Source organism: Streptomyces sp. NPDC101234 (genome assembly GCF_044767525.1).
In the GTDB taxonomy this organism is placed as follows: Bacteria; Actinomycetota; Actinomycetes; order Streptomycetales; family Streptomycetaceae; genus Streptomyces; species Streptomyces sasae.
The window spans coordinates 215,461-242,317 of sequence record NZ_JBIWOA010000007.1 but is presented as its reverse complement, the minus strand read 5'-3'; the positions used below and the strand labels follow the sequence as shown (position 1 = coordinate 242,317).

19 protein-coding genes are annotated in these 26,857 nt (G+C 69.1%); 4 read left to right on the top strand and 15 right to left on the bottom strand.

What is annotated here, in order from left to right; all coding sequences use genetic code 11:
- Positions 1-90: 90 nt before the first annotated feature.
- Positions 91-1,203, bottom strand: a complete 1,113-nt coding sequence (locus ACIRR9_RS15580; RefSeq protein WP_403751711.1) for a hypothetical protein — start codon at positions 1,201-1,203, stop codon at positions 91-93.
- A 280-nt stretch (positions 1,204-1,483) separates the two neighbouring features.
- Between ACIRR9_RS15580 and ACIRR9_RS15575 the strand changes: the two genes are divergently transcribed.
- Entirely contained in the window at positions 1,484-2,563 is a 1,080-nt protein-coding gene (locus tag ACIRR9_RS15575; RefSeq protein WP_365350154.1) for an LCP family protein, read from the top strand.
- Between the two features lie 125 nt (positions 2,564-2,688).
- On the opposite strand, the gene ACIRR9_RS15570 is transcribed toward ACIRR9_RS15575, so the two are convergent.
- Positions 2,689-3,705, bottom strand: a complete 1,017-nt coding sequence (locus ACIRR9_RS15570; RefSeq protein WP_403751476.1) for a hypothetical protein — start codon at positions 3,703-3,705, stop codon at positions 2,689-2,691.
- Between the two features lie 64 nt (positions 3,706-3,769).
- Here ACIRR9_RS15570 and ACIRR9_RS15565 point away from each other — a divergent pair, with 64 nt between their 5' ends.
- Complete coding sequence (locus ACIRR9_RS15565; RefSeq protein WP_403252486.1) at positions 3,770-4,141, top strand: NTP pyrophosphohydrolase; 372 nt, start codon at positions 3,770-3,772, stop codon at positions 4,139-4,141.
- 1 nt (position 4,142) lies between these two features.
- On the opposite strand, the gene ACIRR9_RS15560 is transcribed toward ACIRR9_RS15565, so the two are convergent.
- The 10 genes from ACIRR9_RS15560 to ngcE form a co-directional block, all read right to left on the bottom strand.
- Positions 4,143-5,591 carry an ArnT family glycosyltransferase gene (locus ACIRR9_RS15560; RefSeq protein ID WP_403751474.1) on the bottom strand — a complete coding sequence of 483 codons (1,449 nt, stop codon included), beginning with the start codon at positions 5,589-5,591 and terminating at the stop codon, positions 4,143-4,145.
- Between the two features lie 72 nt (positions 5,592-5,663).
- Positions 5,664-7,160 (bottom strand): amino acid permease, encoded by a 1,497-nt coding sequence (locus tag ACIRR9_RS15555; RefSeq protein ID WP_403751472.1) that lies wholly within the window; start codon positions 7,158-7,160, stop codon positions 5,664-5,666.
- A 247-nt stretch (positions 7,161-7,407) separates the two neighbouring features.
- Positions 7,408-9,321 (bottom strand): 1-deoxy-D-xylulose-5-phosphate synthase, encoded by a 1,914-nt coding sequence (dxs, locus tag ACIRR9_RS15550; RefSeq protein ID WP_365350144.1) that lies wholly within the window; start codon positions 9,319-9,321, stop codon positions 7,408-7,410.
- A 265-nt stretch (positions 9,322-9,586) separates the two neighbouring features.
- The gene (locus tag ACIRR9_RS15545) at positions 9,587-10,945 is read right to left on the bottom strand and encodes a sugar ABC transporter permease (protein ID WP_403751470.1); all 1,359 of its coding nucleotides are present in this window, start codon (positions 10,943-10,945) and stop codon (positions 9,587-9,589) included.
- Positions 10,942-11,733, bottom strand: coding sequence for an ATP-binding cassette domain-containing protein (locus tag ACIRR9_RS15540; protein WP_365350194.1), 792 nt, complete (start codon positions 11,731-11,733; stop codon positions 10,942-10,944). Before ACIRR9_RS15540 ends, ACIRR9_RS15545 begins: the two co-directional genes overlap by 4 nt.
- Positions 11,734-12,060: 327 nt before the next feature.
- Complete coding sequence (locus ACIRR9_RS15535; RefSeq protein WP_403751468.1) at positions 12,061-13,155, bottom strand: sugar ABC transporter substrate-binding protein; 1,095 nt, start codon at positions 13,153-13,155, stop codon at positions 12,061-12,063.
- 134 nt (positions 13,156-13,289) lie between these two features.
- Positions 13,290-14,489 (bottom strand): ROK family transcriptional regulator, encoded by a 1,200-nt coding sequence (locus ACIRR9_RS15530; protein WP_403751466.1) that lies wholly within the window; start codon positions 14,487-14,489, stop codon positions 13,290-13,292.
- Between the two features lie 304 nt (positions 14,490-14,793).
- Positions 14,794-15,693, bottom strand: a complete 900-nt coding sequence (locus tag ACIRR9_RS15525; protein ID WP_365350136.1) for a carbohydrate ABC transporter permease — start codon at positions 15,691-15,693, stop codon at positions 14,794-14,796.
- Positions 15,694-15,697: 4 nt separating this feature from the next.
- Positions 15,698-16,624 carry a carbohydrate ABC transporter permease gene (locus tag ACIRR9_RS15520; protein WP_403751464.1) on the bottom strand — a complete coding sequence of 309 codons (927 nt, stop codon included), beginning with the start codon at positions 16,622-16,624 and terminating at the stop codon, positions 15,698-15,700.
- 38 nt (positions 16,625-16,662) lie between these two features.
- The gene (ngcE, locus tag ACIRR9_RS15515) at positions 16,663-18,114 is read right to left on the bottom strand and encodes an N-acetylglucosamine/diacetylchitobiose ABC transporter substrate-binding protein (protein ID WP_403751462.1); all 1,452 of its coding nucleotides are present in this window, start codon (positions 18,112-18,114) and stop codon (positions 16,663-16,665) included.
- 423 nt (positions 18,115-18,537) lie between these two features.
- Between ngcE and ACIRR9_RS15510 the strand changes: the two genes are divergently transcribed.
- Positions 18,538-22,281 (top strand): GH92 family glycosyl hydrolase, encoded by a 3,744-nt coding sequence (locus ACIRR9_RS15510; RefSeq protein ID WP_403751460.1) that lies wholly within the window; start codon positions 18,538-18,540, stop codon positions 22,279-22,281.
- 78 nt (positions 22,282-22,359) lie between these two features.
- On the opposite strand, the gene ACIRR9_RS15505 is transcribed toward ACIRR9_RS15510, so the two are convergent.
- Entirely contained in the window at positions 22,360-23,457 is a 1,098-nt protein-coding gene (locus tag ACIRR9_RS15505; RefSeq protein ID WP_403751458.1) for a lytic polysaccharide monooxygenase, read from the bottom strand.
- Positions 23,458-23,728: 271 nt separating this feature from the next.
- Between ACIRR9_RS15505 and ACIRR9_RS15500 the strand changes: the two genes are divergently transcribed.
- Entirely contained in the window at positions 23,729-24,331 is a 603-nt protein-coding gene (locus tag ACIRR9_RS15500) for a Uma2 family endonuclease (protein WP_403751456.1), read from the top strand.
- 101 nt (positions 24,332-24,432) lie between these two features.
- On the opposite strand, the gene ACIRR9_RS15495 is transcribed toward ACIRR9_RS15500, so the two are convergent.
- Together ACIRR9_RS15495 and ACIRR9_RS15490 are read right to left on the bottom strand one after the other, a co-directional pair.
- The gene (locus ACIRR9_RS15495; protein ID WP_403751454.1) at positions 24,433-25,944 is read right to left on the bottom strand and encodes an ATP-binding protein; all 1,512 of its coding nucleotides are present in this window, start codon (positions 25,942-25,944) and stop codon (positions 24,433-24,435) included.
- Positions 25,941-26,666, bottom strand: coding sequence for a response regulator transcription factor (locus tag ACIRR9_RS15490; protein WP_403751452.1), 726 nt, complete (start codon positions 26,664-26,666; stop codon positions 25,941-25,943). Before ACIRR9_RS15490 ends, ACIRR9_RS15495 begins: the two co-directional genes overlap by 4 nt.
- Positions 26,667-26,857 lie beyond the last annotated feature (191 nt).

Here is a 26,857-nt window from a genome sequence, read left to right as displayed (position 1 = left end):
CCGAACGGCAAACTGTCCAGAAGTAATCGGTTGCCCCGGGCTCTCTGTCACGAAGGCCACATCCGTACAACCATCCGGCCCGACGGAGCGTCAGACGCGGACCCAGTCCGCGAGGACCAGGCCGGGCTCCGGCGCCTGCCGTCCCACCCACAGGGCGCCTTCGGCGCCGAAGGCGGCGAGCACCACGCGCCCCCGGGCGTCATGGGCCAGCGCGGGCGTGCCCGTCCCCGGCCTGCCGGTGTCGGTCCACCACAGCCCGGACGCCTCGGCCTCCGTGCCGCACACTCCGACCAGGACGCTCCCGGCCGCACCGCGGTAAGCGACGACTGTGCAGTCGTAACCGTCGAGAGCGGTGCGCAGTACCGCGTTGCCGCCCTCCCCCGGTGCGCCACCGAGCGGAACCAGCCAGCCGCCGGACCGGTGACACAGCAGACCCGAGCCGGCCGGATCGGTCCAGAGATGGGTGAGCCGGCCGGGCGCGGTCTCCAGCGCGGCGACGGAGCCGGGCAGCGCGCCAGGCCGGATGTCGTACGAACGCCGCGGTACGGCTCCGGGTTCCGGCTGCGTCCAGTGCAGCGCGACGTCACCGGCCGGGGCGAACACCTCGATCCGGCCGTCCGAGACGGCCGTCGCGGTCAGTCCGTCCCGGACGTCGGCGCCCCGCAGATCGGTCCAGGGCTCCCACTTACCGCCCCTGCCCTCCCGGCGCATCATCAGGCCGCCGCCCGCGTTCCGTACGAAGACGTACAGATCGCCCTTGGCGTCCACGGCCCCGGCCGGCACGCCGAACCTCCGAGCCTTCTCCGGCTCCCGGTGCGGATTGCCCAGCGAACGCCACTCGGTGACGGGCCGTCCGGACTGGTACTGGATGGCGTGCACGATGTCCACGGCGGCGGAGCCGTCGGCCCGGCGCCGCTCCCGGCGCCCGAGGAAGTGGACGTAGGTGTCGGCGCCCTGGACGACGGCGAGATGGGTCAGGTCCGCGACCGCGACGAACTCCGGCCCCGACCACTCGGGACCGCCCGGGCGGGTCTCGGTCCAGCGCAGCAGTCCGCCGGCGGTGGGCGCGTACGCGGTGAGCCGGCCGTCCTTGCCGCGCGCCAGCCACGAGCCCGCGGCCGTACCCGTCGCGGTGACCGCCGGGGCGGCAGCACCGGGCGCGGCCGAAAGACGCCGCTGCGCGGAGCGACCCCGCATCACCATCACGGCCCCCCTGGAGACGTAGCCGACCGGTCCGACCGCGGCGGACCCGAAATTCGCCACATCATATGCATGGCACCTACACTGCCCGGGCTCGGACTGCGGGCCCGCGGCCGCCGCGGGAACGGACACGTCACCTGGCTTCACCGCCCTTCGGAGAAGTCTTTCGATGAAGTGAACGTGACGTGGATCACTGACATACAACTCAAGTCGGCTGTCACCGGTCTGTCCGATCGCCCGATCATTTTCGGCCCCGGCCCGAAGCAGACGAGGACAGCATCCGATGACGACCCCCGCCGCCGACAGCCCGAGCACCTCGGACCGCCCCTCGCGGCGCGGCGCACCCCGCCGACGCCGTACCGGCCGGTGGATCCTGCTCTCCCTGGCCGTCCTGGTCCTCGCCGGAGCGGGTACCGCCTACTGGCTGTACAGCGGGATCGACGGCAACATCAAGGGCGTCGACATCGACCGGGCGATCGGCGACGACCGCCCGGAGAAGCTGCCCACCTCGGGCCAGAACATCCTGATCCTGGGTTCGGACTCACGCGCCGGCGCCAACGCGAAGCTGGACAACGCCAAGGTCTCCGGCGCCCGTTCGGACACCGCGCTGGTGATGCACATACCCGAGGGCCGCAAGAAGGCCGTCGCGATCAGCATCCCCCGCGACACCCTGGTGACCCGCCCCGAGTGCACCAAGGCGGACGGCTCCCAGGTCGCCTCCGCGAAGCGCGTGATGTTCAACTCCATCTACTCACAGGTCGGTCCGGCCTGTGTCGTCAAGACGGTGGAGCAGATGTCGGGGGTCCGGATGGACCACTACGTCGAGATCGACTTCGCCGGCTTCAAGGACCTGGTGGACGCGATCGGCGGGGTGACCGTCACCGTCGACCAGGACATCCACGACTCCTCCAGCGGCCTGAACATCACCAAGGGCACGCACAGGCTGGACGGCACCCAGTCCCTCCAGTTCGTCCGTACCCGGCACGGCATCGGCGACGGCAGCGACCTCGGCCGGATCGGCCTCCAGCAGCAGTTCATGATCGCGCTGCTCGGGGAGATCCAGAAGCAGGACCTGCTGGGCAGCCCGGTCAAGGCGTACAAGATCGCCGACAAGCTGACCGCCGCGCTCACCACCGACTCCGAACTCGCCTCCCTCACCAAGCTCGCGGAGTTCGGCCGCAGCCTGAACGGCGTCAACCCGTCCACCATGGAGACGATCATGCTCCCGGTGGCGTACGACAAGGTCGACCCGAACCGCGTGGTGGCCGCCGAACCGCAGGCGACGACCCTGTGGAAGGCGATCCGCACCGACTCCACGATCCCCGAGTCGGCCAAGAAGTCCCCGGCCACCGGCGGAAACTGACCCCTGTCACACCGCGCGCCGGGCCTCAAGAGCCGGGCCCGGGGCGCTCTTGAGACGTTCCGTCGGTTTCGCCGTCCCCGAGCCGGCGAGGAAGTCCCCGGATACCGACGGGAGTCGGCGGTCTGTCAGATCTCGTGCCAGGCCTCCAGGGCCAGGCCCGGCTCGTTCTTGCGGTGGGTGAGGAGGAGTTGGGCGGTGGACGGGGCGAGACTCGCCGCGGTCACCCGGCCGTTCTCGTCCGTGGTCAGGGCGACCGTCGCGTCCGCGGGGAGCTGCGGGCCGGACTCGGTCCACCAGGCGCCGGCCCGCTCGTCCTCGGTCGGATACGCGGCGAAGGCCACCCGGCCGCTCGCCGAACGCTGGGCGAGCAGCGTGCAGTCGGCCCCGTCGAGTTCACAGCGGACCGCGGCGACCGGGCCGGGTCCGGCGGAGGGCAGCAGGGTGTGCGGCTTGCCGCCGGGGCGCCAGGCGCGGAGGTCGCCGGACTCGTCGGTGAAGTAGAGGGTCGTGCTCGTGGGCGAGGTGGCGAGGGCGGTCAGCGTGCCCGGCCGGACCGGGGACTCCAGGGCCTCCCGCAGCACGGGCGGCTCGCCCGCCTCCTCCTGGCACCAGTACGCGATCCCGCCGGACACCGCCGCGTACACCTCGACCAGCCCGGACTCCCCGGTCACCGCCGCGAGCCCGTCCTCGACCTGCCGTCCCTTCAGGTCACGCCACGGATCCCAGCCGCCCTTCTCCTTCTGGGCGACCATGCTCACCCCGCGCCCCGGGTTGCGGACGAAGACATGGGCGCGGCCCTCCGCGTCCACCGCGACGGCCGGGACACCGGTGACCTCGCCCTTCTTTCCGGGGTGGCCGATCGACTGCCAGTCCAGGGCGGCCAGATGCGGCCGGTAGTGGGTGGAGTGGACGAGCCCCGACTCGCCGTTCGCGGTGGGCCGCCAGGCGACCAGGTGGGCGTATCCGTCAGCGCCCTGCCCCACCGAGAAACCGGGGTGCAGCCGCTGTTCGCCGCCCGTCCTGCGGGGAGCGCCCCAGGGCCCGCCGGGACCGCGTTCCGCCCGGCACAGTACGGCGTCGCCCGACGGCAGATAGACACTGAGCCGGCCGTCACGGCCGCGGAGGAGCCAGTCGCCGTTCACCGCTTCACTGTATGCCGGGCCGTTCGGGGCAGTGCCGCGGCCCCTGGCGTGCGAGGCTGGGGGCATGGAAGACGAAGCTCCCCTGCTGGTGATCGTCGACGGCGCCAATGTCGTCGGGTCACGGCCGGACGGCTGGTGGCGGGACCGCAAGGGTGCCGCCGAGCGGTTGCGCGACCGGCTGGCCGAGCAGGGACTGCCCGGCCACCCGACCCCGGTGGAGCTGGTGCTCGTCGTCGAGGGCGCGGCCCGCGGGGTGGCGTCGGTGCCCGGGGTACGGGTGGAGTCGGCGCCCGGCAGCGGCGACGACCGGATCGTGGAACTGGCCGCGCAGGACACCGGCCGGCCCCGGCTCGTCGTCACCGCCGACCGCGAACTACGGCGCAGGGTCTCGGAACTGGGCGCCGATGTGATCGGCCCGAGCGCCCTGCTCCACTGACCTACTCCGGCGGCACCCTGGCATACAGCACCGCCCCGTCCACCTCCCCCACCTGCTCGTACCGTGCCGCGAGGAGCCGGCGCAGACCGGGCACGCGGTCGGGGCCGTACGGCTTGCCGCGTGAGTCGTCGACCACCAGGGCCGGAGGGCTGCCGGCCAGTTCCTCGCGGAAGACCGGCCAGGTGCCCTCGACGGCGTACTTCTCGCCGACCTGGGGGCCGTCCCGGCCGCCGCTGAAGTTGGTGAGAAGGCCGGCGGTGAGGTAGCGGGTGGCGGGGGTGCGGTCGGCGAGCCAGTACGTCTCCGGGTGTATGCCCCAGACCAGGACCCGGTCGCCGGGTGCGGTGCGGCGGTCGAGGGCGAGCGCGAGCCGCTGGGCGTGGGCGAGTTCGGGGCGCGGGGCGAGCAGGCCCCAGGTCAGGAACAGGGCGCAGGCGCAGCAGGAGGTGAGGACGGCGGCCGAGGCCCGCTCACGCGGCAGGATCTGCAGCGCGGCCGTGGCCAACAGGGCGATGGACGGGGTGAGTTGCAGGAAGTAGTGGCCGAAGAAGTGGAAGCCCAGGGTGACGGCGACCGCCGAAGCGGCCAGCCACAGCCACAGGTCGACGGCGCCGGTGCGGGCGATGCGCAAGGCGCGTACAACGGGCGGGAACAGTCCGGCGCAGGCCGTGGCCAGGATCGCGGAGTTGGTCAACGCCCGTGCCATGAAGTGGAGTTCGGAGCCGGTGAAGGACGCGTAGGCGCCGGAGCCGGTGACCGTCCAGAAGGCGAAGCCCGCCGGGTCGGTGACCAGGGCCGCGCCCAGCACGGGCAGGGCCGCGCCGGCCGCCAGTCTGAGCAGCCCCGCGCGGGCGCCGCCGTACCGGTTGAGCAGGTACACCACCGGCAGCAGGACCGCGCCGCCGGTCTGCTTGGTGAGAAAGGCGCAGGCGACGGCGGTCCCGGCGGCGCCCCAGCGGCGGCGGTCGGCACACCACATCGCGGCGGCCGTGCAGGGCAGCATGAAGACCTCGAAGGTGGCCGCCTGCGCGTCCTCGGGATTGAGCCCCACGGAGACCAGCAGATACAGCGCCCCTGCGGTCCGGCCCGCCCGGTCGCCCCACCGGCGCCGGGCGAGTGAGGCCAGCAGCACGGCGGTGACCAGCTGCGCGAGCACGGCGAGGACCCGGACCGGGGTGAGCGACCCGGACCCGAAGACCGCGAACACCCCTTCGTACAGCCACGGCGCCAGCGGCGGCTTGCGGTCCACGACCGTCTCGTACAGCTGTCCGCCCTGCGCCAGCATCCGCGCCTGTACGGCGAGATAGCCCTCGTCGGGGTTCCAGAGCGGCCGGACGAAGGACGGCACCCGGGTGACACCGGCCAGCACGGCGAGCAGCGGCAGCAGCCGCGTCCAGTACCCGTTCGGTACGACTACGGACCGTGGCGGGGCGAAGGGCGCGGCGAGCATGGAGAGCACGCTATCCGGCCCCCCACTCTCACCCGGACGGGACATACGGGACCGGAGTGGCGAGCCTGGCGATCACGGGGCGTCGCCGGCGGTCCGTTCCCGCTGGGCCAGACGGCTGTGCGAACGACCGTAGAGGAAGTAGACGACGAAGCCGATGACCATCCAGATCGCGAACCGCAGCCAGGTCTCGGCGGGCAGGTTGAGCATCAGCCACAACGAGGCCAGCACCGACACGATCGGCAGCACCGGCACCCACGGGGTGCGGAAGGAGCGTTCCAGGTCGGGGCGGGTGTTGCGCAGGATGATCACGCTGATCGCGACCACGATGAAGGCGAAGAGCGTGCCGATGTTCACCAGTTCGGCGAGTTCGCTCAGACTGGTGAAACCGGCGACGATCGCGATGACGACACCGAGCAGGATGGTCGGCCGGTACGGGGTGCGGAACCGCGGGTGGGTGTGCGAGAAGAACCGGGGCAGCAGCCCGTCCCGGCTCATCGCGAAGAACACCCGGGACTGTCCGAGCAGCAGGATCATGCACACGGTGGTCAGGCCGATCGCGGCGCCGAAGCTGATCAGACCGGCGAACCAGGGGTGCCCGGTGGCCTTGAACGCGTCGGCGAGCGGGGCGTCCACGGACAGCTCGCTGTACTTCTGCATGCCGGTCACCACGACGGCCACGGCCACGTACAGCGCGGTGCAGATGATGAGGGAGCCGATGATGCCGCGCGGGACGTCCCGCTGGGGGTTGCGGGTCTCCTCGGCGGCGGTGGCGACGACGTCGAAGCCGATGAAGGCGAAGAAGACGACGGACGCGGCGGTGAAGATGCCCATGACGCCGAAGTTGGACGGCGCCCAGCCGAACATCAGCTGGATCAGCGGCGCCTTGAGGGTGCCGCCCGCCGGCACCGGCTGCTTCGGGGGGATGAACGGCTCGTAGTTGCCGCCGTGCACGTAGAAGGCGCCCGCGATGATGACGACCAGGACGACGGCGACCTTGATGGCGACGACGACCGAGGTGACCCGGGCGGAGAGCTTCATGCCGACGACGAGGATCGCGGTGAGGACGAGGACCAGGGCGGCGGCGAGGATGTCGAAGCCGAAGCCGTGTGCGGCGTCCCTGCCGCTGAGGTACTCGGGCAGGTGCCAGCCTGCGTTGTCGAGGAGCGAGTGGATGTACCCCGACCAGCCGACGGCGACCACCGCCGTGCCGAGCGCCAGCTCCAGGACCAGGTCCCAGCCGATGATCCAGGCGGGGAACTCGCCGAGCGAGGCGTACGAGAAGGTGTACGCGGAGCCGGCGACCGGGACGGTGGAGGCGAACTCGGCGTAGCACAGCGCGGCGAGTCCGCAGACGACACCGGCCACGACGAAGGACAGGGCGACGGCGGGTCCCGCGGTGTTCTTGGCGGCCGTGCCGGTCAGGACGAAGATGCCGGTGCCGATGATGACACCCACGCCGAAGACCGTGAGGTCCAGGGCCGACAGGGACTTCCTGAGCGCGTGCTCCGGTTCCTCGGTGTCCCGGATGGACTGTTCGACGTTCTTGGTCCTGAAGAGGGTACTGCTCACGTGCCTACCTCCCACGTTTGTCGTCCTCGACATGATCGAGAGGGCCGGGTGGTGCGTATGCCCGGCAAAGGCAGGTTCACGCAGATGGGTCGGTCTCGCCACCGGAGAGGTGAGCAGGACCGACCCATCGGGGTGGTTCAGGTTCTGTCGGGGCTGCGGGCCGGTGGGGGCTGGTCGCGCCCACGCGGCGGTAGCCGCACATCGAATACGGCCCCGCGCCCCCTACGGGGCGCTTCGGCTGAGGCGTCTAATCCCTCGCGGGCTCCACCGAGTCGACTTCTGTCGTGCCGTCCAGCTTTGCGACCAGACCGGTGACCTGGCGGGCGATGTCCGGGGCCGTCAGGCCGATCTCGGCCATGACCTCGGCCCTCGACGCGTGGTCGAGGAAGCGGGGCGGGATGCCGAAGTCGCGGAGGGGGACGTCGACGCCCGCGTCGCGCAGGGCCTGGGCGACGGCGGAGCCGACGCCGCCGACGCGGCTGTTGTCCTCGACGGTGACGACCACCCGGTGGCGCTCGGCGAGCGGGGCCATGGCCTCGTCGACCGGCTTGACCCAGCGCGGGTCGACCACGGTCGTGGAGATGCCCTGCTTGTCGAGGAGGCCGGCGATCTCCAGGCACATGGGGGCCAGCGCGCCCACGGAGACGAGGAGCACGTCCGGGGTGTCGGTGCCCGGCTCGCGCAGCACGTCCATGCCGCCCACCGTGCCCACGGCGGGTACGGCGGGGCCGACCGCGCCCTTGGAGAAGCGGACGACCGTGGGGGCGTCGTCGACCTGGACGGCCTCGCGGAGCTGGGCGCGGACCTGGTCGGCGTCGCGCGGGGCGGCGAGCCTGAGGCCGGGGACGACCTGGAGGATCGACATGTCCCACATGCCGTTGTGGGAGGCGCCGTCGGTGCCGGTGACGCCGGCCCGGTCCAGGACGAAGGTCACCCCGCACTTGTGCAGCGCCACGTCCATCAGGACCTGGTCGAAGGCGCGGTTGAGGAAGGTGGCGTAGACGGCGAAGACGGGGTGCACCCCGGCGGTGGCGAGGCCGGCCGCGGAGACGGCACCGTGCTGCTCGGCGATGCCGACGTCGTAGATCCGGTCGGGGAACGTGTCCGCGAACTTCTTCAGGCCGACCGGCTGGAGCATGGCCGCGGTGATCGCGACGATGTCCTCGCGCTCCTTGCCGAGCTCGACCATCTCGTCGCCGAAGACGGAGGTCCAGTCGGCGCCGGAGGCCTTGACCGGCAGGCCGGTGTCGGGGTGGATGGGCCCGATGCCGTGGAAGCGGTCGGCCTCGTCCTGGAGGGCGGGCTGGTAGCCGCGGCCCTTCTCGGTGAGGCAGTGGACGATCACCGGGCCGCCGAACCGCTTGGCGCGGGCCAGGGCCGACTCCAGGGCCTCGATGTCGTGCCCGTCGATCGGGCCGACGTACTTGAGGCCGAGGTCCTCGAACATGCCCTGCGGGGCGATGAAGTCCTTGAGCCCCTTCTTGGCCCCGTGCAGGGTGTCGAAGAGGGGCTTGCCGACGACCGGGGTGCGCTCCAGCAGGTCCTTGCCACGGGCGAGGAAGCGCTCGTAGCCGTCGGTGGTGCGCAGGGTGGCCAGGTGGTTGGCGAGGCCGCCGATGGTCGGGGCGTACGACCGCTCGTTGTCGTTGACGACGATGACCAGGGGGCGGTCCTTGGCGTCGGCGATGTTGTTCAGCGCCTCCCAGGCCATACCGCCGGTCAGGGCGCCGTCACCGATGACGGCGACGACATGACTGTCACGGTCGAGCAGCTGGTTGCCCTTGGCGATGCCGTCGGCCCAGCCGAGCACCGTGGAGGCGTGGCTGTTCTCGATGACGTCGTGCTCGGACTCGGCCTGCGAGGGGTAGCCGGACAGGCCGCCCTTCTGTTTGAGCTTCGAGAAGTCCTGGCGGCCGGTGAGCAGCTTGTGCACATAGGACTGGTGGCCGGTGTCCCACAGCACCTTGTCCTTCGGCGACTCGAAGACGCGGTGCAGGGCGATGGTGAGCTCGACCACGCCCAGGTTGGGACCGAGGTGTCCGCCGGTCTTGGAGACCGCTTCCACGAGGAAGCTCCGGATCTCCTCTGCCAGCTGGACCAGCTCCTCGGTGCTGAGCCGGTCCAGATCGCGCGGTCCCCTGATACGGGTCAGCAGCGGCACCCGTGCCTCCTTGCAGTAGAGCTGATCGAGCTGTTGCCGGGCTCGTCGAGTCTAATGTTCCGCCTGGGCGGCCTGACTCCGGCCCATGGGTCATAGGTCACGCGATCGGCCGTACCCATCCTGGGCCCCATCCATGACACAGCTGTGGCCCGGTACCTGAAGGCACCGGGCCACTGGTCCTACCTGAAGGGGCGCGGGGAACTGCGCGACCAGCCACGACGGACCGGCACCCGCAATCCCACCGCACCCCCCACGGCGCTCGGCGCTATCCGCGCCCCGCCGCCTTCTGGCTCTTGCGGGAGACGGAGTCGATGACGACCGCACCCAGCAGAACACCACCGGTGATCATGTACTGGATCGACGTGTTCATGTTCAGCAGGTCGAGACCGGTCTGGATGGACTGGATGACCAGCATGCCCAGCAGCGCGGACCAGACGTTGCCCCGGCCACCGAACAGCGACGTACCACCGATGACGGCCGCGGCGATGGCGAGCATCAGCGTGTTGCCGCCACCGGCGTTGAGCGTGGCGCTCGCGGTCTGGCCGGCGAAGAACATACCGCCGATGGCCGCGAAGCCACCGGAGATCGCGAACACGGTGATCCGGACCATCGGCACGCTGATACCGGCACGGCGGGCCGCCTCGATGCCGCCGCCGACCGCGAAGACCTTGCGGCCGTACGTCGTACGACGCAGCACGAAGTCGACGATCACCAGGGACGCGAGGAAGATCACCAGCGCGTTGGAGACACCGGACGCGTTGTTCAGCACGGCCGCCGCCGCGAAGGACGCGATAGCCAGCAGGCCGACGCGGATCAGGATCTCGCTGGTGGGCCGGAATGGCACGCCCGCCGCACGGCGTCGGCGCTGCTCGTTGAACTGGCCCAGGGCCGACAGCACGACACCGAGGCCGGCCAGCAGGTACGCACCGACGATGGCCTGGTCCATGAAGAAGGAGCTCTGGCCGAGGAGCTGCACCGGGCCGCTGTCGGACGGGATGTTGATCGTGCCGCTGGAGCCCAGCAGCCACAGCATCAGACCGTTCCAGCCGAGGAAGCCGGCCAGGGTGACCACGAAGGCGGGTACGCCGATCCTGGCGAAGAACCAGCCGTGCAGGGCACCGATGCCGACGCCCGTGATGATCGTGAGGATCAGGGCGAGCCACTGGTTCATGCCGTGGTTGACCACGAAGACGGCGAACACCGTGGACGCCAGACCGCTCACCGAACCGACGGAGAGGTCGATCTCACCCAGCAGCAGCACGAACACCAGGCCGATGGCGAGCATGCCGGTGGCCGAGAGGAAGTAGCTGATGTTGGACAGGTTGTCCGCGCTGAGGAACAGGCTGTTCTTCAGCTGGAAGATCGTCCAGATGATGATCAGGCCGATGACCACCGGCAGCGAGCCCAGCTCGCCGCCCTTGATCCGACGCTTGAACTCCGTGAGGTAGCCCTTGAAGCCCTCTTCACGGACCAGCAGCCGCGGGTCGACGACCGTGACCGGCGCGGCCGTGGGGTCGTCGGCGGGGGCCACCGTCGTGGTGGCCTTCGCCGCCTCGGCCTTGTCGGCCTTGGCGGTCTCGGGCGTCTCGTCGCCCTTTACGGTCTTGTTCGACGTCTCGCTCACTTTGCCGCCTCCGTGGTGCGACGCTCCGCACGACGGGTCACGGCATTGTCCGTGGCGCCCGTGATCGCGGCGATGATCTCTTCGTGGCTGGTGCTCTTCACGGGGAAAGAGCCGTTGTTCTTGCCCAGGCGCAGGACGGCGACGGTGTCCGCGACCGCCTTCACATCGGCCATGTTGTGGCTGATGAGGATGACGCCGAGGTCGCGCTCGCGCAGCCGCTCGACCAGGTCGAGGACCTGTGCGGTCTGCTCGACACCGAGGGCGGCGGTGGGCTCGTCCAGGATGACGACCTTGGGGTCGCCGATCAGGGAGCGGGCGATCGCCACGACCTGGCGCTGACCGCCGGAGAGGCTGGCGATCGGGATGCGCACGCTGGGGATGCGGATGGAGAGCGTGCTCAGCAGCTCGCGCGCCTGCTTCTCCATCGTCACCTCGTCGATGACGCCCCGGTGCAGGAGCTCACGGCCGAGGAAGAGGTTGCCGACCACGTCGAGGTTGTCGCAGAGCGCGAGGTCCTGGTAGACGGTCGCGACGCCGAGGCCCTGGGCGTCGTGCGGCTTGTTGATGCTGACCGGGTTGCCTTCCCACTCGATGACGCCCTCATCGATGGGGTGCACACCGGCGATCGTCTTGACCAGGGTCGACTTTCCTGCGCCGTTGTCGCCCACCAGGGCGACCACTTCTCCGGCGTGGACCTCCAGATCGACATCGGTGAGGGCCTGGACCGCACCGAATCGCTTGGAGACTCCGCGCAACGCCAGCACGGGCGTAGCGGACACGTGAACCATCTCCTTCGCCGCCTGACCGGCGGGGATGCCGCGCTTGGTGATCAGGCGCGGAGGGACGTGCGGCATCCCGGGGTTTCCTCGGGTCTTCGCACGTGGTTTACAAGATGAACATGCGCGAATCCGCTGCGCTTGGCAACGGGTCCGTCCGACGCCCGCTCCGGCAGCGGGGTATGAAGGCCGGAGCGGGCGTCGGAGGGGTTTCGCGAGGCCGCCGGACGGACGGGGCACCTTGCGGAAGGGCCGGTCGTGTCGGGCGGCCGGGGCCCGGATGTCGTACTGCGATCACCCGGGCGCTGGCGGCCGGAGCCTTACGGCTCCAGGGCCGGACTACTGCAGGCCGGCAGCCTTGCAGGCCTTGGCGAACTCGCTGGTGCAGATGTCGGAGACGGTGTACAGACCGTCCTTGATCACCGTGTCCTTGATGTTGGCCTTGGTGACCGACACCGGGACCAGCAGCTGCGAGGGCACCTGGTCGCCGGAGCCGCTGGTCTGCGTGGAGGTGGCGAGCGAGGTGATGCTCTTGCCCTGCAGCAGGTCGACCGCGATCGTGGCGGCGGCGTCGGCCTCCGGCTTGAACGCCTTGTAGACGGTGGAGGACTGGGTGCCGGCGACGATGCGCTGGATGCCCGCGAGCTCCGCGTCCTGACCGGTCAGCGGGATGCCGCTGATGCCGGCGCCCTTGAGGGTGGTGGCGATACCACCGGCCATGCCGTCGTTGGCGGAGTAGACGCCCGCGATGTTCTTGGCGCCCAGCTGGGTGATGGCCGCCTTCACCTTCTGCGCGGCGACGGTGTCCTTCCACAGACCCGACTGCTCGTAGGCGACGGTGACCTTGCCGTCGAGGGCCTGGTGCGCGCCCTTCTTGAACTGGCCGGCGTTCGGGTCGGCGTCGTCACCGTTGATCATGACGATCTTGGACTTGGTGGTCGCCTTGGAGCCGAGGGCGCTCAGCAGGGCCTGGCCCTGGAGCTCGCCGACCTTGACGTTGTCGAAGGAGACATAGGCCGAGACCTTGCCCTGGGCGAGGCGGTCGTACGCGACGACCTTGACGCCCTTGGCCACGGCGGCGTCGATGGAGGACTTGATGGCCGCAGAGTCCTGGGCGGAGATCACGATGACCTTGACGCCCTTGGTGACCATGGTGCTGACCTGCTGGGCCTGCTTGGCCGCGTCACCCGCAGCGTTCGCGTAGTCGACGGTGCAGTCGGCACACAGCGACTTGACCTGCGCCTCGAAGTACGGGTGGTCGAACTTCTCGTAGCGCGCGGTGACGCTGTCGGGGAGCAGCAGGCCGATGGTCTTGCTGCCACCGGAGGAGCTGCTGCTGGACGAGTCGCTCTTCTTGTTGTCGCCGGCCTTGCCACAGGCGGCGAGCGACAGCGCCATGGAAACCGCGGCGGTGCCAATGACGACTCTACGCATCGTTGCGTTCATTTGGGGGTGCCTCCCTGACAGGGCCGCAACGCTGCGGCCGAGGTGGCTCGAAGTCAACTCGGCCGCAAGTTCGACGTCAAGAAGTAAATACTTAACGAGATGGCAACGGCGCCATTCGTTTTCTAAGTGAAGGCAGGTGCGATGGCAGGCAGTGAGCCGTCCAAAAGGGTCGAATCGCCCATCTCGCTGAGTGCGAGGGCGAGCGCGCCGAGCACCTCGGCGCGGCCGCCAAGTGCCCCCGGGAGCACCGAGAGTTGGCGGGCCGCACTGGGGATCGCATAGCGCCCCACGGACTCCCTTATGGGCGCCAGGACCAGCTCTCCGGCCTCGGCGAGATCGCCGCCGAGGACCACCCGGCTCGGGTTCAGCAGGTTGCAGAGATTGGCCACACCGCTGCCGATGTGGCGGCCGACATCGGCGACCACACGGCGACAGCCGGCGTCGCCGTCCCGGGCCAGCCGTACGACGCCCTCCATGGTCAGGTCGGTGCCGTGACTGGGCTGGAGCAGCGGCAGCACGTAGCGGGCCGCCGCGAAGGTCTCCAGGCAGCCGCGGTTGCCGCACCGGCAGACCGGGCCGGCCTCGTCGAGCGTGATGTGCCCGATCTCGCCGGCGGTGCCGCCGGGACCTCGGTAGATCTTCCCGTTGATCACCAGCCCGGCGCCGACACCGCTGGCGACCTTGATGTAAGCAAGATCACGTACGCCCTTGCCGCTGCCCCAGACCAGCTCGCCGAGGGCGCCGAGGTTCGCGTCGTTGTCCACGTGCACGGGGACTCCGAGGCGCAGTCTCAGCTCCTCCGCGGGTCTCGCGCCGATCCAGCCGGGCAGGATGGCGCTGGAACCGAGGGTGCCGGACTCGACGTCGATCGGACCGGGGACGCCGACACCCACGCCGGCGATCTTCGAACGGTCCACGCCGGTCGCCGCGATCAGGCGGTTGACCAGCTCTTCGGCCCTGTCGAAGCCCTGACTGGACGACGCGTCCACGTCCAGGGGCTCGGACTCCTCGGCCAGCACCTGGTGCGCGAGGTTGCCGATCGCGACACGCAGGTGGGTATGGCCGAAGTCGATCCCTATGACAATGCCGGCATCACCGCTCAGACTCACGCTGCGGGCCCTGCGGCCGCCCGCCGACGTGGGCGTGACCTCGACCGTTCCGCCGTCCTTGAGCTCGCGCACGATGTTGGAGACCGTCGCTGCCGACAGGCCGGTCGTGCGCGCGATCTCCGCCTGCGTGAGCGATCCGGCCAGACGTACGGCCCGTACGACACGTTCCAGGTTGGCTCGGTGCAGCGACGACTGCGACCCCGGAGTCTCCATCGACCCATCCACTCCCGCCATCGGAGGCGGCCACCGCGCCGCCAAGGTGACCCAGGTCACATCTGTGGAACCGGGTCACTTACAAGTTATGAACTCCAAGCTCTGCTGAACGGGTTACCGGCGTCAAGTCCTTGACAGAAATCATTGGCGGTTCGGTGGTTTCTCTGTGGACACGCCGTGGACATGTCTAGGCCACTGCAGAGCAGGTGGGAGGGGGTGGCCGGTGACGCCGAGTGGGTGGGTGCGGGTGCGTCGTGGCTGGTCGCGCAGTTCCCCGCGCCCCTTTACGTCGGCAAGCGTTCCGCTACTTCAAAGCGCCGGCCGTCAGACCCGCCACGACCTGGCGCTGGAAGACGATGTACGCGGCAAGTACCGGCAGCATCGCCATCACCAGGCCCGCGAAAAGACCGGACCAGTCGCCCTTGTAGCCCTGGCTGACCGCCAGCTGGACCAGGCCCTGGGTGAGGACGTGCTTGTCGGGGTCCGTGTTCAGGACCGTCGGAAGCATGTACTGGTTCCACTGGCCCAGGAAGTTGAAGATCCCGACGCTGATCAGGCCGGGCTTCGCCATCGGCAGCATGATCTGGAAGAACGTGCGGGTGTGCGAGGCGCCGTCGACGAAGGCGGCCTCGGCCACCGAGGTGGGCAGCGTGCGGAAGAACGCTGTGAGGAAGAACACCGTGAACGGCAACGAGTACGCGATGTAGACCAGGATCAGGCCGTGGATCGTGTTCAGCAGGCCCAGGTTGTTCACGACGTAGAACAGCGGGACCAGCGCGAGCATGATCGGGAAGCTCATGCCGCCGATGAACAGGTAGTAGATGAAGCGGTTGCCCGGGAAGTCGAAGCGGGCCAGGACATAGGCCGCCATCGAGCCGAGGACCAGGGTGCCGATGAGCGAACCGCCCACCACCAGGATGGTGTTCAGGAAGTAGTCGCTCATGTTGGCCTGGGTCCAGGCCCGCGACCAGTTGTCGAAGTGCAGCTTGTCGGGCAGCGCCCAGGGCGAGCTGAAGATCGACCTGTCGTCCTTGAACGATGTCATCACCGCCCAGAGCAGCGGTGTGACCACCATGATCGCCCAGATGACCAGGACGCCGTGGGAGAAGACGTTGAGGACCGCGCCCTCGCGCTTTCGCCGGGGCCGCTCCGGCGCGGGGGGTTCCGCCTCGGTGACAGTGACGTCGGTCTCGGTCGTCGTCATCGCTTCAGTACTCCAGCCGCTCGCGACGGCCCAGCCGCATCACGATCGCCGCGAAGGCGAGCGTGACGACCAGCAGGGCGACGCCGATGGTGGTGGCGTAGGCGGCCTGACCGTCCCGGAACGCCTTCTGGTACACGTACAGGACCATCACGGTCGTCGAGTAGTCGGGACCGCCCGGTCCGGTCGTCATGATCTGTACGACTGCGAACGACTCGGCGCCGAGCGCGAGGATGCCCATGTAGACCCAGCCGGACTGCACGGTGTCCCAGAGCAGCGGCAGGGTGATACGGAAGAAGGTGGCGGCGCGGCCGGCGCCGTCGAGCAGGGCGGCCTCGTAGAGGTCCGCGGGGATCGACGCCATACCGGCGGAGAAGAGGACCACGAAGAAACCGACCGTGGACCAGACCAGTACGGCCATCACACACCACAGGGCGAGGCTCGGGTCGCCGAGCCAGAGCGGCTGGACATGGTCCAGACCGATTCCGCGCAACAGTGAATTGATCGCGCCGCTGTCCGGGTTGTAGGCGAAGGCGAACAGCAGCGAGACGATCGCGATCGACAGCACCTGCGGGAAGAAATAGACGATCTTGTAGAAGGAGGAGCCCCGGACGCCGGTGATCGCGGGGCCGCCCTTCCTTCTCCGACCGCCGACATTGATCATGAAGGCGAAGAACAGTGCCAGGCTGATCGTCACCAGCGGCAGCACGACCGCGAACATCAAGCTGTGCTGCAAGGACTTCCAGAAGACGTCGTCGTGCAGCATCCTCTTGTAATTGTCCAGGCCGACCATCTTGAATTCGGGGCTCAGACCGGTCCAGTCCGTGAACGAGTAGTAGATGGACTGGACGAACGGCCAGACCACAAAGAGCGCGTACAGTCCGAGGGGCAACGCCAGAAACCCCACGATGAACCGGTACTTGCCGTGCTGCATCGCCACTCCGGTGCCGAGAGGGAATGTCCTGCCGGTGCTTACTGGTGCTTGTAGTGCTTGATCGTGGTGTCCTTGGCGGCCTCGTCGGCAAAGCCCTGGATCTTCTTGATGGTCTCCGCCGGGGTGGCCCGGCCGGCCATCATCTCGCCGAGGCCGGCAACCCCGATCTTCTCCTTCTGGAGCTGCACGTACCAGTCCTGCATCCGCGGATTGACCACGTTCGACCCGGCCAGCTTCAGCGCGGCCACACCGGAGGTGAGGCCCGGGGTGAGGGTGATGCCGTCGGTGCCGCCGTTGTACGCGGTCAGCGACTTCACCTTCGACGTGAAGTTCTTGGAGGAGGCCTCGCTGAGCATGATGCGCAGCTGCTCCATGCCGCCCGGGGCGTTCGCGGCCTTGGCCGGGACGATGAACGGCTCGCCGCCGGAGGCCCAGATGGTGCCGAAGGGCATCTTGTCGTTCTTGTCGATGCCGGTGGGCGCGGAGACGGCGAGGTTGAAGTCGGACGGGATGACGTTCGCCGACTCGTTCTCCACCCAGGAGCCGTTCGGGATGAACAGAGCCTTGCCCTGCGCCCAGGCGGTCTGCGACTGGATGTGGTCGAGGCCGGGGGTGCCCTGGAGGATGTAGCCCTTCTTGTAGAGCTCGTAGTAGGCCTCGAAACACGCCTTGACGGCCGGGTGTTTCCAGGCGTTCGGCTCCAGGTTGTCGATCGCGTTCAGGACTTCGACGCCACCGACCTTGCCGATCATCGGGTAGAGGGAGAAGGGGATGTAGTACGGGTACTTGCCCGCGTACGTCCAGCCCGCCATCCCCTTCTTCTTGGCCTTCTCGCAGACGGCGATCATCTGGTCCCAGGTCTGCGGGTACTCCGCGCCCAGCGAGTCCAGGGCCTTCTGCGAGTACCAGACGCCGTAGACCGTGTAGGCGTAGTACATGATCCAGATCGGGTTGCCGTCGAACTGGCCCATCTCGACGATGCCGGGCCGCAGTGTGTCGCGGACCTTCTTGTTCGGGTCGTCGTACGACGGCGCGTCGAACAGCGGGGTGAGATCGGCCAGCTGGTTCTTGCCGACCAGCACGCCCATGTCCATCTGCTCGGCACCGGAGTTGTCGATCAGGTCCGGCGGGGTGCCCTGGTTGAAGCGGGGCTGGAGGGTGGACTGGATCTTCTGGGTGGCGGAGAACTTGACCGTGGCCTTCGGGAAGTCCTTCTCGTAGATCTTCACGGCGTCCTGGGCGTACTCCTTGCCGAAACCGCCGTCGAAGAGGACGAATTCCATCTTCGCGGTCTCGTTGACGCCGAGCGGGTTCTTCGCCGTCTTCTTGCCCGTCTTGTCCTTCGACTGGCCACCGCCGCCACTGCTGGCACAGGCGGAGAGGAATCCGACGGCGGGGACCGAAAACAGGCCGAGTGCGGCGGACCGCTTGATCAGATCGCGACGGCCGACACCCTCGGAACCATGGTTCGCTGCGGAAGTGGATCCCATGCTCAAGTCCTCGCCTTCTCCAGGACTCAGGCGGTGAACCGGATCCTCCCGGCACCGCGGTCGGGTAGTGCTGGGTCGTGCAGGAAGTCATGCGGGAAACGCCGACAGGTATAGTCCACTTCCCGCCAGTGGGGCAAGATCGAATGCAAGGTTGGCTGCTGGTCTTTTCCTAGTTGAGACCTGTCGGAAATATGAGCGACCTGTGTACGCCTTGCCGGAAAAAGAGCCGACATAGCCCCCTGAATGCCGCACCCAACACCCTTGACATCACGGGCCACTTGACCACCTACTGGTTCCTGCGCCACTCGGCTGACAACGTTGTCTCATGTGGCAGGGAGGGTACCCGTTTTGATGCAGCGGAAGACGCAGCGAAGAACAGGACACAGATCCGGTACGGCGGTCGTGATCACGGCCGCCGTAGTCATGGCACTGGGTTCCCAGGGAGCCGCGGTCGCCCTGCCCGCCAAAGCACCGGCCGCCGCCACCCAGTTCGCATCCTCGTTCGAGTCCGGTGAACCGGCGCCGGACTGGACCGACACCGTCGACACGGATCCGGCCGGCGCCCCGCGCGCCTCGGGCGTCGACGGCGGCTACAGCACGGGCATCCCCGGCAATGTCACCGACCATGTGACCGACCTGCGGGCGAGCGGGGAGAACACCGGGGCGGGCGAGGTGAAGGAGAACCTCGTCGACGGCGAGCCGGGTACCAAGTGGCTCACCTTCCAGCCCACCGGCTGGGTGGAGTTCGACTTCGACAAGCCCATCAAGCTGGTGACCTACGCCCTCACCTCGGCGAACGACTACGCCGAACGCGACCCGCAGGACTGGACCCTCCAGGGCTCGACGGACGGCAAGGACTGGAAGACCGTCGACACCCGGACCGGCGAATCCTTCACGGAACGGTTCCAGACCCAGTCGTACGACCTCTCCGCCCCCGCCGAGTACCAGCACTTCCGCCTCGACGTCACGAAGAACAACGGCGCCTCGGACATCCTCCAGATCGCCGACGTCCAGTTCTCCACGGGCGGCAGCGGCGGGCCGGTGCCCCAGGACATGCTCTCGCTGGTCGACCACGGCCCGAGCGGCTCGCCGACCGCGAAGGCGCGGGCCGGGTTCACCGGGACACACGCGCTGCGCTACGCCGGACGGCACACGGCGAACGGCCGCGCGTACTCGTACAACAAGGTCTTCGACGTGAACGTGGCCGTCGGCCGCGACACGCGGTTGTCGTACCGGATCTTCCCGTCGATGGCCGACGGCGCCCTCGACTACGACGCCACCAACGTCTCCGTGGACCTGGCCTTCACCGACGGCACGTATCTGAGCGACCTGGGGGCCACGGACCAGCACGGTTTCGCGCTGTCCCCGCGCGGCCAGGGCGCGTCGAAGGCGCTGTACGTCAACCAGTGGAACAACGTCTCCTCGACGATCGGTTCGGTCGCGGCCGGCAAGACGGTCGACCGGATCCTGGTCGGGTACGACTCCCCCGCGCGCCCGGCCAAGTTCCGCGGCTGGATCGACGACGTGTCGCTGAAACCGGTGGCCCCCGAGAAGCCCAAGGCGCATCTGGCCGACTACGCGCTCACCACCCGGGGCACCAACTCCAGCGGCAGCTTCTCGCGCGGCAACGACTTCCCGGCGACGGCACTCCCGCACGGCTTCAACTTCTGGACGCCGGTGACCAACGCGTCCTCGCTCAGCTGGCTGTACGAGTACGCACATGCGAACAACGACGACAACCTGCCGACGATCCAGGCGTTCAGTGCGAGCCATGAGCCCAGCCCCTGGATGGGCGACCGGCAGACCTTCCAGGTGATGCCGTCGGCCGCCACGGGTGCCCCGGACACCGGCCGGACGGCACGGGAACTCGCCTTCCGGCACGAGAACGAGACCGCGCGGCCGTACTACTACGGGGTGCGGTTCGAGAACGGGCTCAAGGCGGAGATGGCGCCGACCGACCACGCGGCCTCGCTGCGCTTCACCTACCCGGGCACGGACGCGAGCGTGATCTTCGACAACGTGACCGAGCAGGCGGGACTGACCCTCGACAAGGAGCACGGGATCGTCACCGGCTTCTCGGACGTCAAGTCCGGACTGTCGACGGGTGCGACACGGCTGTTCGTGTACGGCGTCTTCGACAGGCCCGTGACGGGCGGCGACTCCAGCGGGGTCAAGGGCTACCTCCGCTTCGACACCGGCTCCGACCACACCGTCACCCTGCGCCTGGCCACCTCCCTCATCAGCATCGACCAGGCGAAGGACAACCTGCGCCAGGAGATCCCGGACGGCACCTCCTTCGACACGGTGAAGGCGCAGGCCCGGAAGGTCTGGGACCGGCTGCTGGGCAAGGTGGAGGTGGAGGGCGCCACGACCGACCAGCTGACCACCCTCTACTCCAGCATGTACCGGCTGTACCTGTACCCCGACTCCGGCTTCGAGAAGGTCGGTTCGGCCTACCAGTACGCCTCCCCCTTCTCGCCGATGACCAGCCAGGACACCCCGACGCACACCGGCGCGAAGATCGTGGACGGCAAGGTGTACGTCAACAACGGCTTCTGGGACACGTATCGCACGACCTGGCCGGCGTACAGCCTGCTGACTCCCTCTCAGGCGGGCGAGATGGTCGACGGGTTCGTACAGCAGTACAAGGACGGCGGCTGGACCTCGCGCTGGTCCTCCCCCGGCTACGCCGACCTGATGACCGGCACCTCCTCGGACGTGGCGTTCGCCGACGCGTACGTCAAGGGCGTGGACTTCGACGCGAAGGCGGCGTACGAGGCGGCGCTCAAGAACGCGACCGTCGTGCCCCCGTCGTCCGGCGTGGGCCGCAAGGGCATGACGACCTCCCCCTTCCTCGGCTACACCAGCGACGACACCCGAGAGGGCCTGTCGTGGGCGATGGAGGGCTACGTCAACGACTACGGCATCGCCGAGATGGGCAAGGCCCTCTACAAGAAGACGGGCGAGCAGCGCTACAAGGAGGAGTCGGACTACTTCCTCAACCGCGCCCGGGACTATGTGGACCTCTTCGACTCCAAGGCCGGTTTCTTCCAGGGCAAGGACGCGCAGGGCAAGTGGCGGGTGGACTCCTCGGCGTACGACCCGCGCGTGTGGGGCTACGACTACACGGAGACCAACGGCTGGGGCTACGCCTTCACCGCACCGCAGGACAGCCGCGGCCTCGCCAACCTGTACGGCGGCCGGAGTGGCCTCGCCGACAAGCTCGACGAGTTCTTCGCGACACCCGAGACGGCCTCCCCCGACTTCGTCGGCTCGTACGGCGGGGTCATCCACGAGATGACCGAGGCCCGTGACGTCCGGATGGGCATGTACGGCCACTCCAACCAGGTCGCCCACCACGTCATCTACATGTACGACGCGGCCGGCCGGCCCTGGAAGGCGCAGGCCTACGTCCGTGAGGCCATGTCCCGGCTCTACCTCGGCAGCGAGATCGGCCAGGGCTACCACGGCGACGAGGACAACGGCGAGCAGTCGGCCTGGTACCTCTTCTCGGCCCTCGGCATCTACCCGCTGGTGATGGGCAGCGGCGACTACACGATCGGCTCCCCGCTGTTCAAGAAGGCGACGGTCCACCTGGAGAACGGCCGTGACCTGGTGATCAGGGCGCCGCACAACAGCGCGGCCAACGTCTACATCCAGAACGTCCGCGTCAACGGCCGTGCCTGGAGCTCGACTTCACTCCCCCACTCGATCGTCTCCAAGGGCGGCGTCATCGACTTCACGATGGGTCCGAAGCCCTCGGCGTGGGGCACGGGCAAGAACGCCGGCCCGACCTCGATCACCCAGGACGACAAGGTCCCGGCCCCGCGCGCGGACGTCCTGCAGCCGGACGGCTCCCTGTTCGACAACACGTCGGCGACCCAGGCGACGGTGACATCGGTGGACCTGCCGGTGACCAGGTCGGTCAAGGGGGTCCAGTACACGCTCACCTCACCGTCGGACCACACGAAGGCCCCGACGGGCTGGACCCTCCAGGCCTCCACGGACGGCACCGACTGGACGACGGTGGACCGGCGGACGGGTCAGACCTTCGCCTGGGACCTGCAGACAAGGGCGTTCACGATCCAGAAGCCCGGGTCGTACGCCCACTACCGCCTGGTCCTCGACGGCGAATCGACGCTGGCGGAGGTCGAGTTGCTGGCCTGAGACAGCGACAGGGAAAGGCGGGCGGACCCGGTGCCGGTGCGCACCGGCACCGGGTCCGCCCGGAGCGGATCACACACGTCAACCGACCTGACAGGGCAGGTCGGTTGCACTGTCCCCGCCGTCGCCCTGGACGACGTAGCCGAACGTCGTACTCTGCCCCGGACTGAGCGAGCCGTTCCAGTCGGCGTTGTGGACCATCACGTCCTGCCCGCTGTAGGTCGCGTTGCCGTTCCAGAGGCTGGCCACCGACTGGCCGCCGGGGAGCGTCCAGTCGACCATCCAGCCGAGCATCGCGACGTCGCCGCTGTTGGTGACGGTGACCTCGGACTGGTAGCCGCCGGGCCAGCTGTTGGTCGTGGTGCGGGTGGCGGTGCAGGTGCCGGGCGGGGGCTGGGTGGGGTTGCCCGGGTCGTGGATGCCGGTGACCTCGCCGTTGCCGCCGTCGAAGACGACGTCGGAGCAGGAGTAGAAGGTCTCCGTGCTGTCCGAGCGCTGCCACACCATGTAGATGATGTGCCGCCCCGTCTTGTTGGCGGGGAGGGTGCCGGTCCAGGAGTAGTTGGCCTCGACCGTGCCCGGGGTGCCGTTGAGCGGCGGGTGGTCGACGGTCAGGAACGGCGTGTCCTCCATCTCGTCCCAGGTGAGGGGCTTCGTCGGGTCGTAGCCGTCCTTGGTGACGTAGACGTAGAACCAGCCCGGGTGCGCCGCCCAGGCGTTGTACGAGAAGTCGACGGTCGCGCCCGAGGTGAGGTGGGTGACCGGCCAGTCGCCGCGGGGCAGGTCGAAGCCGGTGAAGTTGGGGTTGCCGCCGCTGCAGAGCTCACCGTCGGGGACGAAGCCGCGGGTGCGGCCGGCGCCGTCCGAGCGCAGCACGGAGAACCAGTTGTAGAACGGCGTGGTCCCGCTGACCTGCTGGGCAGCCTTGCAGGCCGGGTTGACGGGCTTGATCTCACCGGTGTCGGTGAGCGCGTCCTGCCAGCACAGGAAGGTACGGCTGCCCGGCTTCATGGGGGTGCCGTGCGCCTGGGCCGGGGTGCCTGCGGCCAGGATCAGGGCGAGGGCCGGGACCGTGGTGAGAAGGGCGAGGAGGGCCAGGAAGAGGGCCCGGCCTCGGGTGGGGAGGGGTAATCGGAGGAGTTTCGGACGGCACGAAGGCCCGGTTCCGATGATTGTCATAGGCATGACACTTCAACCTCTGTGTGGGGTGAACGGTCGCGCGCGGGTCACGGAGACGAGAGTGGAGTGGGAGCGGGCCCGGTGCGCCGGACGGGTTCCGGTCCGCCGGACACAGGATGGGAGCGCTCCCACCCCACTCCTCTGTGAAGCTAGCGCGGACGGGGGCGGCTGTAAACGGCGTGGCATGGCTTCACTGCTTCGCGTGGCGATACCTTCGTACAGAGGATCACGACGCGTAACAGCGCCCGCACTCTCGCCCATGGGAGCGGTGATGACGCCACGCCAGCAGGGACCGGCCAACGAGGACAACTGGATGTTCCCGCCTGCTGACGGCTGGACATTCGACCAGGTCAAGAATCTGGAGCTGCCCTTCGACTGGGAACTCGTGGACGGATGGATCGTGGTCAAACGGCAGCCCAGGTTCTGGCACAACGACGTACGGGACGGCTTCGCCGACGCCCTGAAGGCGGCCCGCTCGAAGCCATATCGGGTCCTGAGCGAGCAGTGCGTGATGGTGGACGAGCAGAACGTCGTCAAGCCTGACGTGATCGTCTTCGACCCTCGGAACCTTGACTACTTCGAGGTGGAGTGCATCCCGACGTCGCACCTCACCCTCGTCGTCGAGGTCGTTTCCCCCGGCTCCCGCCAAGATGACCGTGTGAGCAAGCCCGCACAGTTCGCCGCCGCCAAGGTCCCGTGCTACTGGCGCGTCGAACTCGACCGCGACCAGAAGTTGGCGGTGCACGAATACTGGCTCAACGCCGACACCCTCTCGTACATCCCAGCCCCCCTGCACCCGTTCCACCGCGGCAAACTCGTCACCGAGCTGCCGTTTCCCGTCCAGATCGACCTCGACGCCCTCGTCGGATTCTGATCGCACTCATACGACCGAGGCATGATCGCAGCTGAAGGTCGGAGACACGATCACCGTCGACCCCCCGGTGTCGGCGACACCGTCCGCCCGGCGCCGCTCTCCTAGACCGGCGCCGGGCGGACGCGCATCGCCGCACCGGTGGGCGGGAGTTCGGTGACCGGGAGTTCGAGCCTGAACTCCGTACGGCCCGGCGCGCTCTGTACGTCGAGGTGGCCGCCGTGGGCCGTGGCGATGGCCGAGGCGATGGCGAGGCCCAGACCCGAGCCGCCCTCCAGGACACCGGCACGGGTGCGGGAGGTGTCCGCCCGGGTGAACCGTTCGAAGACGGTGGGAAGGAGGTCGGGCGGGATACCCGGTCCGTCGTCGCGGACGCGGATCACGCAGGTGGTGACGGTGGATTCGACCGTGGCGGTCACCGTTGTACCCGCGGGCGTGTGGACCCGCGCGTTGGCCAGCAGGTTGGCCACCAACTGGTGCAGCCGGGCCTCGTCGCCCAGCACCAGCGCCGGTTCGTCCAGACCGAGTTCGAGCTGCCAGTGGTGTCCGGCGCCGGCGGCCCGCGCGTCCCACACCGCCTCCGCGACGAGCGCGGCCAGGTCCACCTCGGCGGACTGCAGCGGGCGGCCCTCGTCGAGGCGGGCCAGGAGCAGCAGGTCCTCGACGAGGCTGCGCATCCGTGCCGACTCGGCGTTGACCCGCCGCCAGGCCAGGCCCGGTTCGATCCGGTCCGTGCCGCGGTTCATCAGCTCCGCGTACCCGGCGATCGAGGCGAGCGGGGTCCGCAGCTCATGGCTGGCGTCGGCCAGGAAGCGGCGCATGCGCTCCTCGCTGCGGCGCACCTGTTCCTCGCTGCGCTGGCGCTCGGCGAGGGAGGCCTCGACATGGTCGATCATCCGGTTGAGGGCGGCGCCGACCTGGCCGGCCTCGCTGCCGGGGTCGGTGTCCCGCTCGGGCACCCGGGTCAGACCGGCCACCTGACCACGGCCGAGGGGCGCGTGGGAGACCTCGACGGCGGTGGCGGCGACCCGGCCGAGGGGGCGCAACTGCCGTCGTATCACCACCGCGCACACGCAGCCCGCGACCGTGAGGCCGACCGCGGCGACCCCGATCTCGACCTCCACCAGGCCGCCGATGGTGTCCAGCACGTCGTCCATGGGGAGGCCGGCCAGGACCCGGATGCCGCTCGCGTCCAGAGCGGTGACCCGGTAGGTGCCGAGGCCGGGGAGCGTGCGGGTGTGGGTCGAGCCGTCCGGCGCGATGCCCTTGAGGGCGGTGGTCTGTGCGGTGGTCAGCGAGCGCGGGGGCGCGTCCTGGGTGACGACGGCCGCGCTGAGGATGTTGCCCTTGGCGTCGAGGCGGGCGGCGAGCGTGCCGGCCGGCTGGCCGCTCTCGTTGAGGAAGGTCAGGTCGCGGGTGAGTTCGGGGTGCAGGGCGGCACCGCCCACGCCACGCTCGGCCGCGTCGCCCACCCGGTTGTCCAGGTTGCCCAGCAGATAGGCGCGTTGGGCGAAGACAGTGGTCAGAGCCATCGCGGCGCACACGCAGACGAGAATGGCGGTGATGAAGACGAGCAGTCGCGTGCGCAGCGACCGGCTCCGCAGCCGGGCGGTCATCTGCCGTCCTCCACTGCTCGTACGACGTATCCCATGCCGCGCACGGTGTGGATCATCGGCGCGCGGCCCCGGTCGATCTTGCGGCGCAGGCTGGAGATGTAGACCTCGACCAGGTTGCCGCCGCCGTCGAAGGACGTGCTCCAGACGTGGTCGAGGATCTGGGCCTTGCTGAGCACCTGCCGCGGATGGTCGAGGAGCAGGCTGAGCAGGTCGAACTCCTTGACGGTGAGCCTGATCTGGATGCCGGCCCGCTGTACCTCGCGGGACTCCCCGCTCAGCATCAGGTCGCCGAGGACGCGTACGGAGCCGTTCACCGGGGTCTGTTCGGTGCCGGCCCGGCGCAGCAGTCCGCGCAGCCGCAGCACGACCTCCTCCAGGGAGAAGGGCTTGGTGACGTAGTCGTCGGCCCCGGCCTCCAGACCGTCGATACGGTGTTCGACGGCGTCGCGGGCGGTCAGCATCAGGACGGGCAGCCTGGGCATCTCGTAGCGGAGTCTGCGCAGGACCTGGAGGCCGTCGAGGTCCGGGAGCATGCCGTCGAGTACGACCGCGTGCGGGGCGCAGCCGCGGGCCAGCCGCAGGCCGGTCTGTCCGTCGAGGGCCGGGTAGGGGCGCCAGCCCGCGTCCGCGACGGCGGCGGCGAGCAGCTCGGTGAGACCGGGCTCGTCGTCGACGATCAGGACGCGGACGCGGCCGGTTCGGGACGCGGAGGTGCCAGACATGTCTCGATACTGTCCCGGTCCGCTGAGGGAATCCTGTGCTCCGACTGGGCCGCAGCCATGTGACCGGGCCGATTGCCTGGACGGCGTTCCGCGCCGGAGCGTCCCGAACCGGCCGTCGCCCCGGCCCGAGGCGAACCGTTCACTGCCGACCACCGTGGCCGAAGCGGGCATTGGCACGCCTCGGCCACAGG

Bases quoted from the DNA above. Each gene is read 5' to 3' on its own strand.
- ACIRR9_RS15535 (WP_403751468.1), bottom strand. From the start codon at position 13,155: ATGCGTAGAGTCGTCATTGGCACCGCCGCGGTTTCCATGGCGCTGTCG.
- ACIRR9_RS15565 (WP_403252486.1), top strand. From the start codon at position 3,770: ATGGAAGACGAAGCTCCCCTGCTGGTGATCGTCGACGGCGCCAATGTC.
- ngcE (WP_403751462.1), bottom strand. From the start codon at position 18,114: ATGGGATCCACTTCCGCAGCGAACCATGGTTCCGAGGGTGTCGGCCGT.
- ACIRR9_RS15510 (WP_403751460.1), top strand. From the start codon at position 18,538: ATGGCACTGGGTTCCCAGGGAGCCGCGGTCGCCCTGCCCGCCAAAGCA.
- ACIRR9_RS15580 (WP_403751711.1), bottom strand. From the start codon at position 1,203: ATGGTGATGCGGGGTCGCTCCGCGCAGCGGCGTCTTTCGGCCGCGCCC.
- ACIRR9_RS15500 (WP_403751456.1), top strand. From the start codon at position 23,729: ATGACGCCACGCCAGCAGGGACCGGCCAACGAGGACAACTGGATGTTC.
- ACIRR9_RS15495 (WP_403751454.1), bottom strand. From the start codon at position 25,944: ATGACCGCCCGGCTGCGGAGCCGGTCGCTGCGCACGCGACTGCTCGTC.
- ACIRR9_RS15505 (WP_403751458.1), bottom strand. From the start codon at position 23,457: ATGACAATCATCGGAACCGGGCCTTCGTGCCGTCCGAAACTCCTCCGA.
- ACIRR9_RS15530 (WP_403751466.1), bottom strand. From the start codon at position 14,489: ATGGAGACTCCGGGGTCGCAGTCGTCGCTGCACCGAGCCAACCTGGAA.
- ACIRR9_RS15525 (WP_365350136.1), bottom strand. From the start codon at position 15,693: ATGACGACGACCGAGACCGACGTCACTGTCACCGAGGCGGAACCCCCC.
- ACIRR9_RS15560 (WP_403751474.1), bottom strand. From the start codon at position 5,591: ATGCTCGCCGCGCCCTTCGCCCCGCCACGGTCCGTAGTCGTACCGAAC.
- ACIRR9_RS15490 (WP_403751452.1), bottom strand. From the start codon at position 26,666: ATGTCTGGCACCTCCGCGTCCCGAACCGGCCGCGTCCGCGTCCTGATC.
- ACIRR9_RS15540 (WP_365350194.1), bottom strand. From the start codon at position 11,733: ATGGTTCACGTGTCCGCTACGCCCGTGCTGGCGTTGCGCGGAGTCTCC.
- ACIRR9_RS15520 (WP_403751464.1), bottom strand. From the start codon at position 16,624: ATGCAGCACGGCAAGTACCGGTTCATCGTGGGGTTTCTGGCGTTGCCC.
- ACIRR9_RS15575 (WP_365350154.1), top strand. From the start codon at position 1,484: ATGACGACCCCCGCCGCCGACAGCCCGAGCACCTCGGACCGCCCCTCG.